Source organism: Herbiconiux daphne (genome assembly GCF_024979295.1).
GTDB lineage: Bacteria > Actinomycetota > Actinomycetes > Actinomycetales > Microbacteriaceae > Herbiconiux > Herbiconiux daphnes.
This window is the reverse complement of record NZ_JANLCJ010000005.1, coordinates 374,695-389,620: the sequence shown is the minus strand read 5'-3', so window position 1 is coordinate 389,620 and position 14,926 is coordinate 374,695. Positions and strand designations below refer to the sequence as shown.

Annotated in this window: 12 protein-coding genes; 6 read left to right on the top strand and 6 right to left on the bottom strand. The window is 70.5% G+C overall.

Annotated features, from left to right (window positions below; genetic code table 11):
* Position 1: 1 nt before the first annotated feature.
* Positions 2-1,387, bottom strand: coding sequence for a M24 family metallopeptidase (locus N1032_RS15535; protein ID WP_259540065.1), 1,386 nt, complete (start codon positions 1,385-1,387; stop codon positions 2-4).
* Positions 1,388-1,548: 161 nt separating this feature from the next.
* Here N1032_RS15535 and N1032_RS15530 point away from each other — a divergent pair, with 161 nt between their 5' ends.
* Positions 1,549-2,424 (top strand): helix-turn-helix domain-containing protein, encoded by an 876-nt coding sequence (locus tag N1032_RS15530; protein ID WP_456319119.1) that lies wholly within the window; start codon positions 1,549-1,551, stop codon positions 2,422-2,424.
* Between the two features lie 34 nt (positions 2,425-2,458).
* On the opposite strand, the gene N1032_RS15525 is transcribed toward N1032_RS15530, so the two are convergent.
* The 3 genes from N1032_RS15525 to N1032_RS15515 are packed head-to-tail and all read right to left on the bottom strand — an operon-like array spanning position 2,459 to position 7,825.
* On the bottom strand, positions 2,459-3,943 hold the full coding sequence (locus tag N1032_RS15525) for an NAD-dependent succinate-semialdehyde dehydrogenase (protein ID WP_259540063.1): 1,485 nt from the start codon (positions 3,941-3,943) through the stop codon (positions 2,459-2,461).
* Between the two features lie 28 nt (positions 3,944-3,971).
* Positions 3,972-5,630, bottom strand: coding sequence for a 2-oxo acid dehydrogenase subunit E2 (locus tag N1032_RS15520; protein ID WP_259540062.1), 1,659 nt, complete (start codon positions 5,628-5,630; stop codon positions 3,972-3,974).
* 2 nt (positions 5,631-5,632) lie between these two features.
* On the bottom strand, positions 5,633-7,825 hold the full coding sequence (locus N1032_RS15515) for an alpha-ketoacid dehydrogenase subunit alpha/beta (RefSeq protein WP_259540061.1): 2,193 nt from the start codon (positions 7,823-7,825) through the stop codon (positions 5,633-5,635).
* 170 nt (positions 7,826-7,995) lie between these two features.
* Here N1032_RS15515 and N1032_RS15510 point away from each other — a divergent pair, with 170 nt between their 5' ends.
* The 4 genes from N1032_RS15510 to N1032_RS15495 are packed head-to-tail and all read left to right on the top strand — an operon-like array spanning position 7,996 to position 10,774.
* Complete coding sequence (locus tag N1032_RS15510) at positions 7,996-8,526, top strand: VOC family protein (protein WP_259540060.1); 531 nt, start codon at positions 7,996-7,998, stop codon at positions 8,524-8,526.
* Positions 8,527-8,534: 8 nt separating this feature from the next.
* Positions 8,535-8,942 carry a nuclear transport factor 2 family protein gene (locus N1032_RS15505; protein ID WP_259540059.1) on the top strand — a complete coding sequence of 136 codons (408 nt, stop codon included), beginning with the start codon at positions 8,535-8,537 and terminating at the stop codon, positions 8,940-8,942.
* Positions 8,870-9,985, top strand: coding sequence for a ketopantoate reductase family protein (locus N1032_RS15500; RefSeq protein ID WP_259540058.1), 1,116 nt, complete (start codon positions 8,870-8,872; stop codon positions 9,983-9,985). The genes N1032_RS15505 and N1032_RS15500 overlap by 73 nt, the downstream gene beginning before the upstream one ends.
* A 54-nt stretch (positions 9,986-10,039) precedes the next feature.
* The gene (locus N1032_RS15495; RefSeq protein ID WP_259540057.1) at positions 10,040-10,774 is read left to right on the top strand and encodes a GntR family transcriptional regulator; all 735 of its coding nucleotides are present in this window, start codon (positions 10,040-10,042) and stop codon (positions 10,772-10,774) included.
* 75 nt (positions 10,775-10,849) lie between these two features.
* On the opposite strand, the gene N1032_RS15490 is transcribed toward N1032_RS15495, so the two are convergent.
* Entirely contained in the window at positions 10,850-12,061 is a 1,212-nt protein-coding gene (locus tag N1032_RS15490) for an MFS transporter (RefSeq protein WP_259540056.1), read from the bottom strand.
* A gap of 98 nt (positions 12,062-12,159) precedes the next feature.
* Here N1032_RS15490 and N1032_RS15485 point away from each other — a divergent pair, with 98 nt between their 5' ends.
* Positions 12,160-13,371 (top strand): cupin domain-containing protein, encoded by a 1,212-nt coding sequence (locus tag N1032_RS15485; RefSeq protein ID WP_259540055.1) that lies wholly within the window; start codon positions 12,160-12,162, stop codon positions 13,369-13,371.
* Here N1032_RS15485 and N1032_RS15480 read toward each other — a convergent pair.
* Positions 13,355-14,884: an MFS transporter gene (locus N1032_RS15480; RefSeq protein ID WP_310795954.1), complete on the bottom strand. Its 1,530-nt coding sequence runs from the start codon at positions 14,882-14,884 to the stop codon at positions 13,355-13,357. The genes N1032_RS15485 and N1032_RS15480 overlap by 17 nt on opposite strands.
* Positions 14,885-14,926: the final 42 nt, after the last annotated feature.

The following is a 14,926-nucleotide window of genomic DNA, read 5'->3' as shown; positions in this document are numbered from 1 at the left end:
CTCAGGCGCCCGGCTCTCCGCGACCCGCGGCGGTGTTGAGGTTCGACTGGGAGTCGCGCAGCGTCGACAGCGGGCCGCCGACCGTGAAGTAGCGCTGGCCGGCCACCATGAGGTCTTCGGCCGGGAACTTCGTGATCACCTGGCATCCGGTGGCCGTCACGACGACCTCCTCCTCGATGCGGGCGGCGCCGATGCCGTCGGCCGACGGCCAGTAGGTCTCGAGCGCGAACACCATGCCCTCCTCGATCACCTCGGGGTTCTCGAGCGACACCAGGCGCGAGAAGATCGGCTTCTCCCAGATCGAGAGGCCGACGCCGTGGCCGTACTGCAGGGCGAAGGCGGCCTCTTCGTCGGGGAATCCGAACTCCTGGGCGGTGGGCCAGACCTGCACGATGTCGGCCGTCGTGGCGCCGGGGCGCACGAGCGCGATCGCGCGGTCCATGTATTCGCGGGCCCGGATGTAGGCGTCGTTCTGCGCCCGGCTCGCCGAGCCCACCGCGAAGGTGCGGTAGTAGCAGGTGCGGTAGCCGTTGAAGCTGTGCAGGATGTCGAAGAACGCGGGGTCGCCCGGCCGGATGAGCCGGTCGGAGAACACGTGCGGGTGCGGCGAGCAGCGCTCGCCCGAGATGGCGTTGACGCCCTCGACGTACTCCGAGCCGAGGTCGTAGAGCTTCTTCGACACCAGGCCGACGCACTCGTTCTCGCGCACGCCAGGCTTCAGGAATTCGTAGAGGTCTTCGTAGGCGGCATCCACCATCGACGCCGCGGTCGTGAGCAGGGTGATCTCGTCGCCGGTCTTGATGCGGCGGGCCTCGAGGAACACCTGCTGGCCGTCGACCACCGTGATGCCGGCACGCTGCAGTGCGAACAGGATCGGCAGCTCAATCACGTCGACGCCGAGAGGCTCGTCGGCCACACCGAACTTCTCGAGCTCGCGCTTGATCTTGGCGGCCACCATGTCGGCGATGCCGGCGTCGGGGCTGAACGCTCCGCGCAGCAGCGAGATGCCGGCGCGGGAGCCGGGCTCGAGGCGGGGCCGCACGGCGCCGTGATGCGGAGCGTGCGGGTCGGCGTCGGCCTCGGCCGTCGTGGTGTCGAGCCACGGGTTGAAGAGGCTGTGGTGCTTGGCCGCCGAGCCGAAGTCCCACATGATCGGGTCGGTGTGGCGGGTGAGCAGGCTGAATCGGATCAGCTTGTCCATCGCCCAGGTGCCGATGTGGGTGGAGGTCATGTAGCGGATGTTGGCGAAGTCGAAGGCCAGCACGGCCCCGAGCTCGCTCGTCTCGAGCTGCGATTTCAGTCGCGCCAGGCGTTCGCTGCGGAGCCGATCGAAGTCGACCCTCTGCTCCCAGTCGACCGACATGGTTCCTCGGGTTGCTGTACTCATGGGAGCCCTTTCACTGAACATCACCGTTCAGGTTGCGTGCCTCGCCGGCACTCGTTCACCGACGCTTACAAAATGGAGGTCTGATTTCCATCTGTGAAGGCGTGATCATCTCAACATGTGCAGTCACACTTGTCAAGCTGTTCATTGAGACACCATATCCAATGCCTCGTCGGGGTCGCCCGGGCACGGAGAAATGCCTTGATCAAGCGGATCTCAGGCGCTCTGTGGCGTACACTATTCGCCACGGTCGATCACTCGGATCCGTCGTGAACCTCAACTGCACATTCTCGGTTGTGCAGCACTACCGGACAGGGAGTCGAGCCATCGAAGACGACATCGGACCAAGGTTGCGAGCGGCACGCATGGCGAAGTCGCTCAGCCTTCGAACCGTCGCGGCGGCGGTCGGGGTCTCGGCCAGCCTGATCTCGCAGGTGGAGACCGGCAAGACCCGGCCCTCGGTCAGCACGCTCTATGCCCTGGTGAACTTTCTCGGCATCTCGTTCGACGAGCTCGTTGGCGAACCCGGCACTGCCGCGGCGGCCCCTCGCCGCCGGGCGGCCGCGGCGCCGGCGTTCGACGACGAGGCGCGACGCACCGGCACCATCGTGCAGCAGGGCTCCGACAACCCCGTGCTCGAGATGGAGAACGGCGTTCGCTGGGAACGCCTGGCCACGGGAGTGGGCGGCCCGGTCGACCCGCTGCTGGTGACCTACGAGCCTGGGGCGTCGAGTTCGGTCGAAGGCAAGATGATGCGGCACAGCGGCACCGAATACGCCTACCTGCTCTCGGGCGAGCTGACGGTGCGGGTCGACTTCGACACCTTCGTCATCCACCCCGGCGACTCGCTGAACTTCGACTCGGTGCGGCCGCACATGTATGTCAACCACGGCACGGTGCCCGCCAAGGGGCTGTGGTTCGTGGTGGGCCGCCGCGATGTCGGCGACGAACTTCCGACCTCGGGCGTGCCCTCGCTCGGCGCGGCCGACCAGCTCAACTCCGCGGTCGACATCCTGCAGGCGATGGACCGGCTCTCGTAGCCCGACCGCCGGCAGCCGCCTCACTCGGGCCGGATCACCACGACACGGCGATGTACTTGCTCTCCATGTAGTCGAGCACGCCCTCGTGGCCGCCTTCGCGGCCGAGCCCCGACTGCTTGACCCCGCCGAACGGCGCGGCCGGGTCGGAGACCACGGCGCGGTTGAGTCCCACCATGCCCGACTCGAGCGCCTCGGAGACCCGCAGCCCCTCCGCCAGATCGGCGGCGTAAACATAGGAGACCAGGCCGTATTCGGTCGAGTTCGCCAGCCGGATCGCCTCGGCGACGTCGTCGAACACCACGATCGGCGCCACCGGCCCGAAGATCTCCTCGCCCAGGATGGCCGAGCCCGCCGCCACCCCGACGAGTACGGTCGGCTCGTAGAAGTAGCCGGCGCCGGCCACCGAACGGCCGCCGACCAGCACCTGGGCGCCCTCGCCGACCGCGCCCTCGACGAGGGAGGCCACTTTGGACCGCGTCTCCTCGTTCACCAGGGGGCCGATGTTGGTGGCGGCATCCAGGCCCGGGCCCACGACGAGCGAGCGCATGGCCGCCGCGAGGCGCTCGGAGAACTCCTGGGCGACCGAGCGGTGCACGAAGAAGCGGTTCGCCGCGGTGCAGGCCTCGCCGCCGTTGCGCAGCTTCGCCACCATGGCGCCGGCCACGGCGTCGTCGAGGTTCGCACTCTCGAGCACGAGGAACGGGGCATTGCCGCCGAGCTCCATCGAGGCGTTCACCACGGTCTTCGCCGACAGCTCCAGCAGCACCCGGCCCACCTCGGTCGAGCCGGTGAACGAGATCTTGCGCACCCGGCCGTCGGCCAGCAGCGTGCTCGAGATGGCTCCCGAGCGCTTCGACGGAATGACGTTCACCACCCCGGCCGGCACGCCGGCCTCTTCGAGGATGGCGACGAGCGCGAGCGCGGTGAGCGGGGTCTCGGATGCCGGCTTCAGCACCATCGTGCAGCCGGCGGCCAGTGCCGGGCCGATCTTGCGGGTGGCCATCGCGGCCGGGAAGTTCCACGGCGTGATGAGCAGCGCGACGCCCACCGGCTGGTGCACGACGACGATGCGGTTGGCGCCCGAGGGGGCGGTCTCGACCGTGCCCTGGATGCGCACGGCCTCTTCGGAGTACCAGCGGAAGAACTCGGCCGCGTAGACCACCTCGGAGCGCGCGTCGGTGAGGGCCTTGCCGTTCTCGAGCGTGATCAGGCGGGCCAGGTCGTCTTGCCGCTCGATCATCAGCTCGAACGCGCGGCGTAGGATCTCGGCCTTCTGCCGGGGCGCCACGGCCGCCCAGCCCACCGCGGCCGCGGCGGCGGCATCCACGGCGGCGAGCGCGTCGTCGACCGAGGCCGAGGCCACCTCGGCGAGCACGTCGCCGGAGGCCGGGTCGAGCACGCCGAAGCTGCTGCCGTCAGAGGCGGGGCGCGAGGCGCCGTCGATCCACAAGCCGGTCGGCACGGTCAGCGAGAGGGCCTCGAACGAGCTGGCGGCCGAGGCCGGGGTGATGGTTGTCATGCGAAGGGCTCCTGGGTCGAAAAGCGGGTTAGATGAGCACGCTGAGCGGGTTCTCGATGCGGCGCGTGAACGCCGCCAGCCACTGGGCTGCGAGGGCGCCGTCGACCGCACGGTGGTCGACCGAGAGGGTGCAGCGCATCACGGTGGCCACGGCGAGTTCGCCGTCGACGTCGACGACCGCCTGCTTGGTCGCCGCACCGACGGCGAGGATGCCGGACTGCGGCGGGTTGAGGATGGCCGAGAACTCGAGCGTGCCGTACATGCCGAGGTTGGTCACCGAGAAGCTGCCGCCCTCGAGCTCCTCCTGCCGCAGCTTGCGGTCGCGCGCCTTGGCCACGAGCGCCGCGATGCCGGTGCTCACGGCCGTGAGGCTCTTCGAACCGGCGTCGCGGAGCACGGGCGTCAGCAGGCCGCCCTCGGTCGCGACCGCGACGGCGATGTCGACCGTGTGGTGGCGCCGCATGACGGTGTCGGTCCAGGTGACGTTGGCGTCGGGCACGTCGGCGAACGCGGCGGCCACGGCCTTGACCACGAGGTCGTTGACCGAGATGCGCACGGGAGAAGTCTCGTTGATCTGGGCGCGCAGAGCGAGCAGGTCGTCGACCCGGCACTCGGTGGTGAGATAGAAGTGCGGCACCGTCGACTTGCTCTCGGTGAGCCGTCGGGCGATCGCCTTGCGCATGCCGGTGTGCGGCACCTCGTCCCAGTCGCCGGCGCCGGATGCCGCGGGCTCGGCGACGCGCGGAGCAGCCGCGGGTGCAGCGGCGGCGGGAGCTGCTGCGGCTGCGGGCGGAGCGGCGGCAGCGGCTGCAGCGGGCGTGGCGTCAGCAGTCGACACGGGCTCGGCCGGGGCGGCGACCGGGCTCGCCTCGGCGCGCTCCACGTCGCGCCGGCTGATGCGGCCGCCGGGGCCGGTGCCGGCGATGGCGGCGATGTCGAGGTTGCGGTCGCGGGCGAGGCGCCGGGCGATGGGGCTGGCGAACAGCCGCTTCCCGCCCGACTCGGAGCCGGATGCTGCGCCCGAACCCGCGGGGGGCGCCGACGCCGAGGTCGCGGCCGGAGAGTCTTCGGCGGCCGCCGCGGCGTCGCCGACGCTCGAGGCCTCGACGACCGGGCTCGCCGACTCGGGGTCGCGAGCGACGACCGAGGGGTCGGCCTCACGCGGCGCCGCCGACGGTGCCGATCCTGAAGGCGCCGATCCTGAGGGTGCTGACCCCGATGGCGCCGCCCCTGAGGGCGCCGGAGCGTCATCCGCTCCCGCTGCGGCGGCCTCGCCGACGCTCGACGCTTCGACGACCGGGGTGGCCGACTCGGGGTCGCGGGCGACGACCGACGCGTCGGCTCCGTCTGCTCCGCCGCCTCCATCGCCCGCGTCGGCCTGCGACCCGCCGCCGGCAGGCGCCGCCGACGTGCCGGCGAGAACGGCGTCGATCTCGGCGTCGCCCTCGCCCTCGGCCTGCAGCACGGCGATGGCCGCGCCGACCTCGGTGGAGTCACCCGGCCCGACCAGTGCGCGCCCGAAGACGCCCGCCGTCTCGGCGGCGTATTCCACGGTGGCCTTCTCGGTCTCGATCTCGGCGATCGGGTCGCCGACGGCCACCTGGTCGCCCACGGCCACCAGCCAGCCGGCCAGCACGGCCTCTTCTGCGCCGGCCAGAACGCCGGGCATGCGAATGATGGTCGCCATGATCAGTTCCCTCCGCCGAACGCGGCCCGCAGGGTCTCGAGGCCGGTCACCACTTCTTCGGTCTTGGCGATCGCGGCTCGCTCGAGCACCTTCGAGATGCTCGGCGACGCCTCGCCGCCGGTCACCCGTTGCACGGGCTGGTCGAGGTAGTCGAAGAACCGGCGCTGGATCTCGTCCGACAGCCAGCCGCCGTACGACGTGCCGAGCGCCCCCTGCTCCACGATGAGCACCGCGTTGGTCTTCCTGATGCTCACGCCGATGGTCTCCCAGTCGATCGAGGCGCGGTCGAGGAACCGCAGGTCGATCAGCTCGGCGTCGACGCCGGTCTGCTCGATCGCCTCGGCCGCGTGCGCGACCATCGAGAGGTAGGTCAGCACCGTCACGTCGTCGCCGCTGCGCCGCACGGCCGCCTTGCCGAACGGGATCTGGTAGTCGAGATCGTCGTCGGGCATCAGGCCGCTCGAGGCGTAGAGGTCGACGTGCTCGATCACGAGCACCGGGTCGTCGATGGCGAGGGCGGCGTTCATGAGGCCGATGTAGTCGAACGGCGTCGACGCGGCGACGATGCGCCATCCGGGTGACGTCGAGAAGATGCCGGCCGGGTCCATCAGGTGCTGCGAGCCATAGCCCGAGCCCATGGCCACCTTCGTGCGCAGCACGAGCGGCACCGGGTTCTCGCCGCCGAACATGTGGCGGGCCTTGCCGATCTGGTTGAACACCTGGTCGGCGGCCACCCAGAGGAAGTCGGGGTACATGAACTCGACCACGGGGCGGAACCGGCCGTCGAGCGCCACGCCGCCGCCGAGGCCCGCGAACGCGTTCTCGCTGATGGGGGTGCCGAGCACGCGGTCGGGGAACTTCTCGCTGAGCCCCTTGGTGGCGCCGTTCGTGCCGCCCTTCAGGCGGTGCACGTCTTCGCCGAGCACGATCACGCGGTCGTCTTCGGTCATGCGCCGGTCCATCACGGCGGCGACCGCGTCGATGAACTTCTTCTTCGAGAGGCCACCGGTGAACTCGGCCTCCTCGGCCGTGCGCGCCCCCGCGATCTCGCTGAGGTCGCCGCGCACACCGATGTCGCTGAACCCGGGGTCGGGCCAGAGGTCGGGGCGGATGCGTCGGGTGCCCGGTTTTCCGTCGGGATCGGGCTCGAGCAGCTCGGCGACGGCCGCCGCCATCGCTTCCTGGGCCTGCCGGCGCACGGCCGCGATGCCGTCGTCGTCGATGAGCTTCAGGGTGCCCATCTCGCGGCCGACCCGGGCCACCGGGTCGCGGTCGCGCCACGCGGCCTCTTCGTCTTTGGTGCGGTAGCCGAACGCACTGCCCGGGTAGGCGCCGTTCTGGTGGAAGTAGCGGTAGACCTCGGCCTCGATGACGGCCGGCCCCTCCCCCGCGCGCATGCGCTCCTCGGCCTTCTGCATGGCGAGGTGCACGGCGAGCGGGTCCATGCCGTCGACACGCCAGGCCGGGATGTTGAAGCCGAGCGCCCGCGCCGACAGCCGCGGCTCGGCCGTGACCTCCTCGACCCGGGTCGACACCGCATAGAGGTTGTTCTCGATGAAGAAGCAGAACGGCAGCTTCCACGCGGCCGCCAGGTTGAGCGACTCGAGCACCGAGCCGATGTTCGTGGCGCCGTCGCCGAAGTAGCTCACGGTGAGGTCGCTCGTGCCGGCGTGCTTCTGGGCCCAGGCGTTGCCCGCGCCGAGCGGAACGCCGCCGCCGACGATGGCGTTGGTGCCGAGCGCTCCCGCCTCGAACCACTGCAGGTGCATCGAGCCGCCGCGACCGCGGCAGTAGCCCTGGGCCAGACCCAGGATCTCGGCGAGCGTGCGCTGCAGAACGCCCTGGATGTCGCCGGTCACGAGCGAGGCGAGGTCGAGCCCGTCGGGGGCCACGTGGTTGAGCGCCTTGGCGAGGAACTGGTGGTGGCCGCGGTGCGACCCGTTCACGCCGTCGCTCGAGCGCAGGCCCACGATGGAGCCGACCGCGCCGCCCTCTTGGCCGATGCTGGAGTGGGCCGGGCCGTGCACGAGGCCTTCGCCGGCCAGTTCGAGCACGGTCTCCTCGAAGGCCCGGATGAGGTGCAGCTGCCCGAGCATCGTGGCCAGCAGGGCCGGATCGGCGGCCTTCCAGTCGGCAGCCGTGGTGGTCAGCTCGACCCAACTCGATCCCGGCTGCAATCGCTTCTCGCGCGGCATCCACTTCTCCTTCGACAGTGTCTGGGCTCCGGGGCATCGAGAACGACGCGCAACCGGCTGCCATCAGAGTAACCGTCGAATGGATCCATTGCAACCGATTTCGACGGATTTGACTAGACACCAGGCGAGGTTGCGGGCATATTGGATACATCAATGAAGATGGGAGCGGCATGAGCAGCGGAATCCCGGGGTTGCGGGGCAGTGATCACATCGGCTTCACGGTGCCCGACCTCGAACAGGCGCACGAGTTCTTCGTCGACGTGATCGGGTGCGACTACGTCTACTCCCTCGGCCCCATGGCGCACGACGACGACTGGATGGCCGAGCACCTCAACGTCGATCCCACGAGCGTCGTGCGCGAGCTGCGGTTCTACCGCTGCGCGAACGGGGCGAACTTCGAGGTGTTCGAATACCTCCCCCAGCCGGGGCAGCGCGACCAGCCCCGCAACAGCGACATCGGCGGCCACCACATCGCCTTCTACGTCGACGACCTCGATGCCGCCATCGCCCATCTCGAGGGCCACGGCATCCGCATCCTCGGCGAGCCCACCGCGAGCAGCCGGGCCTCGGCCGGGCAGCGCTGGGTCTACTTCCTGAGCCCCTGGGGCATGCAGTTCGAGCTCGTCAGCTACCCGAACGGCAAGGCCTACGAGAAAGACGCCGACGTGATCCTGTGGCACCCGGCCCGCCCCGCAGAATAGGAGACCCCATGACCGACACCCCCGAGGTCGACCAGCAGGCGGATGCCGCTGCTCTCACCGCACTCGAAGACCGGCGGTTCGCGGCCATGCTCGCCGGCGACGCCGACGCCCTCGAGCCGTTGCTGCACGACCGGCTCGGCTACGGCCACTCCAACGCCAACCGCGAGACGAAGGCCAGTCTGCTCGAGAAGATCCGCGCCGGCGTGCTCGACTACTCGCGCATCGATCACCCGATCAGCGACATCCTGCTGAGCGGCGACACCGCCGTGGTGGTGGGCACGATGAACGCGAGCGTGCTCATCGGCGGCAACCCCGTGGAGCTGAACGGCAGCACCATCTCGGTGTGGGTGCGGCAGGGTGCCGGCTGGCAGCTGCTGGCGTTCCAGCCGACGCCGATCCCGGCGGCCGCCTCGTGAGCGCCGCCACCCCCCGCATCGCGGTGCTCGGCACCGGCGCCAACGGGGCGGCCATCGGCGCCGACCTCACCCGCGCCGGTCTCGACGTGACGTTCATCGAGCAGTGGCCGGCGCACGTCGAGGCGATGCGCCGCAACGGCGTCACCGTGCACACCCCCTCGGGCACCACGGTCACGCCCGTCACCGTCATCCACCTCTGCGAGGTGGCCGAGCTGCGCGAGCCGTTCGACATCGTGTTCGTCGTGGTCAAGGCCTACGACACCCGGTGGGCGTGCGAACTCATCAAACCCCTCGTCAAGCCCGACGGTCTCGTGGTGGGTCTGCAGAACGGCATGACCCTCGACGACATGGCCGACGTGATGGGCGCCGAGCGAACGCTGGCCGCCGTCATCGAGGTGGCCGCGAACATGTTCGAGCCCGGCGTCGTGAACCAGCAGGCCGCGGCGTGGTTCGCACTCGGCAGCTTCCACCCGTCGACGGCGGGGCGCGAGCGCGAGGTGGCCGACGTGCTCGGCCACGCCGGGGTCGTCGAGATCTCGGCCGACATCCGTTCGTCGAAGTGGATGAAACTCGTCGTCAACGCGGCCGAACTCGTGCCCTCCGCCATCCTCGATCTGCCGCTCGCCGACGCGGAGCGGGTGCCCGGCATGCGTGAGTTCATGGTCGAGACCGGAAAAGAGGCCGTGCGCACGGCGGTCGCCCTCGGCAACCGCACCATCCCGATCTTCGGCATGGAGGCGACGGCGGATGTCTCGCCCGACCGTTTCGCCGAAGACCTGCTCGAGATCGTGCTCGACCGCTACACCCTGCCCGACACGATGACCACGGTGCTGCAGGACTGGCGCAAGGGGCGGCGGTCGGAGGTCGACGAGCTCAACGGACTCGTGGCGCGCGCCCAGGCGGGCCTCGGCGGCCGCGCTCCGTTCAACGAGCTCGTGACCGGGCTCGCCCACCGCATCGAGCGGGGTGAGCTCGACGCCGGCCCGGCCAACATCGACCTGCTGGTGCCGGCCGCGGCACCGGATGCGAGTACCGTCGGCTGAGACGCCGCCGCGACCAGCTCGCCGTCGACCGACGCAGACACCCCGGGGAGGACCATGCCGACCGACGCCGCACCTTTTGACACCGTGGCGACCGGCACCACGCCGAAAGGCGCCGTGCCGAAAGACGCGGTTCCGAAAGACGCCGTGGCGAGCCATCGCATCGCCACGACGCTGCGCGCCTCGATCCTGCACGGCGACCTCGCGCCGGGGCAGCGCATCCGGCAGGAGATCCTCGCAGAGGAATACGGCACCAGCCGCATCCCGGTGCGCGAGGCGCTGCGGGTGCTGCAGGCCGACGGTCTGGTGACCCTGGTGGCGAACTCGGGCGCCTGGGTCGCGAGCCTCACGCAGCAGGAGTGCTCGGAGGTCTACCAGGTGCGCGAGCGGCTCGAGCCGCTGCTGCTGCGCATGAGCCTGCCCGGCATGACCGACGAGATCGTCGCGGAGCTCGACGTGCTGGCCACCTCGATGGAGCTCAACAACGACGTCGAGACGTTCATCGACCTCGACCGGCAGTTCCACCTGCTCACCTACAGCACGGCCGACTCCACGCTCGTGTCGGGCATGATCGACAAGCTCTGGAACACCACCCAGCACTACCGGCGCGCGTTCAGCCGCCTCGTGGGCATCGGGGGTTCCGCCGTGACGCACATGGAGCACCACCTGCTCGTCGACGCGCTGCGGCGGCGCGACGGCGACGACGCCGAGCGCATCCTGCTGAGCCACATCCGGCGCACGCGGCTCGAGCTCGCGCGGCATCCCGAGATCTTCGTGCCCGTGCGCTCCTGACGCCGGGCCTGCGCCGCGACGACACGGCTCGCTGAGGCTCTGCCGCTACGACACGCCTCGCTACGACACGCCTCGCTACGACACGGATGCCGCGGCATCCGCTCGCCGGCCGTGCAGAGCCGCGAGCACCCAGGTGACCCCCGCGAGCAGCACGAGCACGACGCCGAGTTCGCCCACCCGGGGCATGCCGCCGTCGGCGAAGGCCAGCGGGCCGAGGGCCGCGCCGGTCGATCCGCCGAGGAACACCATGAACATGAAGAAGGTGTTCGCCGGCGCGGTGCGACCGGGGTTGGCGGTGAGCGCGCGACTCTGGTTGGCCGACTGGATGGCCTGGTTGGCCCAGGTGGCCACGAACATCGTGACGCCGAAGAGCACGATCGCGGTCGCGTCGACCACGATGGTGGCCGTGGCGACGAGCAGCACGGCGAGCGCCACCCCCACGACCGGCATCGGCCCGAACCGGTCGATCCAGCGGCCGCCGAACGGCGCCACGATGCCGGCCGCGAGACCGACCAGGCCGAACAGGCCGGCGCCGAGCACGCTCCAGTCGAACGGCGGGGCGGTCAGGTGCAGCACCATCACGGTCCAGATCGAGTTGAAGGTGGCGAAGACGAAGAACTGGATGACGGCCGACTGCACGAGGGCGGGGCTGCGGCGGGCGAGCACGAAGGTCGACAGCAGCAGGCGGCCGTAGCTCTGCGGCAGGCCCTCGACCGGCAGTTCGCCGCCGAGCGCCCGGCGCACGAACGGCAGCGCCACGAGCACGAGGCCGGCGAACACGAGCACCACCCAGCGCCAGCCGATCGCATCGACCAGAAGGCTCGCCACGATGCGCCCGCCGAAGATGCCGATCACCAGGGCGCCGACCAGCGTTCCGGTCGCGGCGCCGCGGCGGTGCGGCGGCGCCAGCCGGTTCGCGGCGGGGATGATGATCTGCGCGATGTTGGCCACCAGGCCCACCACGAGGAATCCGAGGGCGACGCCGACGAGATCGGGCAGCGCCGCCGAGGCCGCGAGGGCGGCGGCCAGCACGAGCGACTGCACGGTCACCTGCGTGCGCACCTGCACGCGGTCGCCGAGCGGCACGAGCAGCAGGATGCCGAGGGCGTAGCCGGCCTGCACCGTGGTGGCCACGACCCCGGCGGCGCCGGGCGCGACACCGAGGTTCTCGGCGAGGTCGGTTAGCAGCGCCTGCGGCAGGTAGATGGTGCTGACCGCGATCGCGGCCACGACCGCGAGCACGGCGAGACGGCGGGTCCACGCTCGCTCGCCGGTTGCGTCATCCACGAGTCCATCCTCACAGCAATTCACGTCAGATGTCGCTTCCCCTCCCGACCGGCGGCGCGGTTGGATCGAGTCACCGCGAACGGAAAAGGAGAGAGCTCATGGATTCGAGCACCGACCCCACGCCCCATCACGAGACCGCTGTTTTCGGCGATCCCGATCTGCCCCAGGAGGGCATCGTCAACACCCGCGGCGACGCCGGGAGCACCGTCATGACCGGGCCGCAGAACCCGGTGATCGAGAGCCAGTTCCCGAACCAGACGGATGCACCGCCCACCGACATCAGCACGCAGCCGTTCTTCTGGTCGTCGTTCAACATCTCGCCCCGGCGGGTGCAGCGCGGCGGCTGGGCACGCGAGCTCACCAGCCAGGATTTCGCCATCTCCGACGAGATCGCGGGCGTCAACATGTATCTCGAGGCGGGCGGCATCCGCGAGCTGCATTGGCATCAGACCGCGGAGTGGGCCATCATGACGCGCGGCAACTGCCGCATCACCACACTGAGCCGCAATGGCCTACCGAGCGTCGACGACGTGCAGGAGGGCGACCTCTGGTACTTCCCGCCGGGGCTCCCCCACTCGCTGCAGGGGCTGGGGCCGGATGGCGCGGAGTTCGTGCTGGCGTTCGACAACGGCGACCAGTCCGAGAGCAACACACTGCTGCTCACCGACTGGTTCGCGCACACCCCGCCCGAGGTGCTGGCGAAGAACTTCGGCGTCGCGCAGGAGGTGTTCAAGGACATCCCGTTGCACAACCTCTGGATCTTCCCGGGCGACGTGCCCGGCGACATCGAGGCCGATCGCGCGTCGGCGGGCGTGCAGCCCGGCACCGAGGCGGTGATCTTCCGGCTCTCGCGGTCGGAGCCGGTGCGGCAGAACAGCGGCGGGCGCATCCAGATCGCCGACAGCACGAACTACCCCGCGTCGAAGACGGTCGCCGCGGCCCTCGTGACCATCGAGCCCGGCTCGATGCGCGAGCTGCACTGGCACCCGAACGCCGACGAGTGGCAGTACTGGTTGAAGGGGTCGGGGCGCATGACGGTGTTCAACACCGGCCCGCACGCCAACACCACCGACTTCAAGGCGGGCGACGTGGGGGTCGTCGGCCGCAACTTCGGCCACTACATCGAGAACACCGGCACCGAGACCGCGGTGTTCATCGAGACCTTCAAGAGCGACCACTACGAGGAGGTGTCGCTGGCGAACTGGCTCGGGCACCTGCCGCCGTCGCTGGTGTCGGCGCACCTCAACATTCCCGAGCAGGTGCTCGCGACGTTCCCGCGCAGCACGCAGGGCATCACGCCGTTGCGGTAATGGCCGGGCCGGGGCCGGTGTCGGGGTCGCTGCCTTCGGGCGGCGCGCTCCGGCCGCGGCGGGCCCAGAGCACTCCGGCGCCCACCAGCAGCGCGGCGATCACCGTGAGGGCGGTCGCCGCGATGGTGGTCGCCGCGCGGAACTCCTGGGTCTGAACCTCGCTCCAGTCGCCGGCCGTGATGCTGCCGGTGAAGAGCGCGGCGATCACGGTGCCGGCGAGGGCGATGCCGATGGCGGTCGTCAGCTCGCTCGCGGTGTCGATCAGTGCCGCCCCGATCGTGGTGCGGTCGGCGGGCAGACCGCCCATCACGTTGTTGCCCGCGACGACGCCGACGATGCGCATGCCGGCGGCGACGAGCACGAGCGAGGCCGCGACGAAGCCGTAACCGAGGTGCCCGAAGGCCGCGTAGACGCCGAGCCCCAGCACCACCACGACCGCGCTGAGCCAGGCGGCGTTCGCGAGCCCGATACGCGAGACGAGTGGTGAGATCACCGCGCCGCCGGCGATCAGCACGATCACATGGGGCAGCATGCCGAGCGCGGCTTGAGCGGGCGTCCATCCCCAGTCCAGCTGCAGTTGCAGGGTGACGAGGTAGCTCAGGCCGGCGACCGCCAGGCCCGAGGCCCCCTTGAAGGCGAGGCCGCTCGACACGAGGGGCCGTGCGATGAGGGCGAAGTCGAGCAGCGGATGCCGCGCCGCGCGTTGCCGCAGAACGAACAGCGCCGCGAACCCCGCGGTCGCCACCAGCGCGGCCAACGGCATCCATGACCCCGTGCCCTGCTCGACGATGAGGGTCGGCACGACGAGGGCGCCGACGATGGTGAGCGTGCCGGTGATCGCGCCGAGCACGTCGACGGGCTCTCGGGTGAGCTCGTCGGCCCGGTCGGCGGGCACTCCGAGGCGGATGCAGACGAGCGCCACGAGGGCGATCGGCGCGTTCGCGAGCAGCAGCACCTGCCACGGGGCGACGCTCAGCACGAGCCCGCCGGCGGTGGGGCCGAGCGCGAGGCCCACGAGGCCGACCGTCGAGATGAGGGTGAGCGCGCGCACCCGCAGCCCCTCGATGTCGAACAGCCGGAAGGCGAGGGCGAGCGAACCGGGAGTGGTCATCGCGGCGGCGAGCCCCATCAGGGCGCGCACGGCGATGAGCTGCTCGACCGTGGTGACGAACAGGGTGGCCAGGCTCGCGAGCGCCAGCAGCACGAGTCCCACGACCATGATCCGGCGGCGTCCGACGCGGTCGGCCACGGCGCTCAGGGCGATCATGAGTCCGCCGAACACGACGGCGTAGCTGCTGGTGACCCACTGCAGAGCGGTCGTGGATGCCGCGAGCTCGCGCCCGATCGTCGGCAGCGCCACGTTGAGCACCGAGTTGTCGAGCATCTCGAACAGGAACACGGCAGAGAGGCCGGCCAGGGCCACGGCCGCGGCGCGAAGGCTCTGCGGACGCTGTCGACCGGGCGGCGGCAGGGGCTCGTCGGTCGAGAGGGGAAGGGGGTTCAGGTCGCTCAAGGCGCACTCCTCGTCATGGGAGAAGTGGCGGCTCGTGGAGCG

Bases quoted from the DNA above. Each gene is read 5' to 3' on its own strand.
- N1032_RS15535 (WP_259540065.1), bottom strand. From the start codon at position 1,387: ATGAGTACAGCAACCCGAGGAACCATGTCGGTCGACTGGGAGCAGAGG.
- N1032_RS15530 (WP_456319119.1), top strand. From the start codon at position 1,549: ATGCCTCGTCGGGGTCGCCCGGGCACGGAGAAATGCCTTGATCAAGCG.
- N1032_RS15525 (WP_259540063.1), bottom strand. From the start codon at position 3,943: ATGACAACCATCACCCCGGCCTCGGCCGCCAGCTCGTTCGAGGCCCTC.
- N1032_RS15520 (WP_259540062.1), bottom strand. From the start codon at position 5,630: ATGGCGACCATCATTCGCATGCCCGGCGTTCTGGCCGGCGCAGAAGAG.
- N1032_RS15515 (WP_259540061.1), bottom strand. From the start codon at position 7,825: ATGCCGCGCGAGAAGCGATTGCAGCCGGGATCGAGTTGGGTCGAGCTG.
- N1032_RS15510 (WP_259540060.1), top strand. From the start codon at position 7,996: ATGAGCAGCGGAATCCCGGGGTTGCGGGGCAGTGATCACATCGGCTTC.
- N1032_RS15505 (WP_259540059.1), top strand. From the start codon at position 8,535: ATGACCGACACCCCCGAGGTCGACCAGCAGGCGGATGCCGCTGCTCTC.
- N1032_RS15495 (WP_259540057.1), top strand. From the start codon at position 10,040: ATGCCGACCGACGCCGCACCTTTTGACACCGTGGCGACCGGCACCACG.
- N1032_RS15485 (WP_259540055.1), top strand. From the start codon at position 12,160: ATGGATTCGAGCACCGACCCCACGCCCCATCACGAGACCGCTGTTTTC.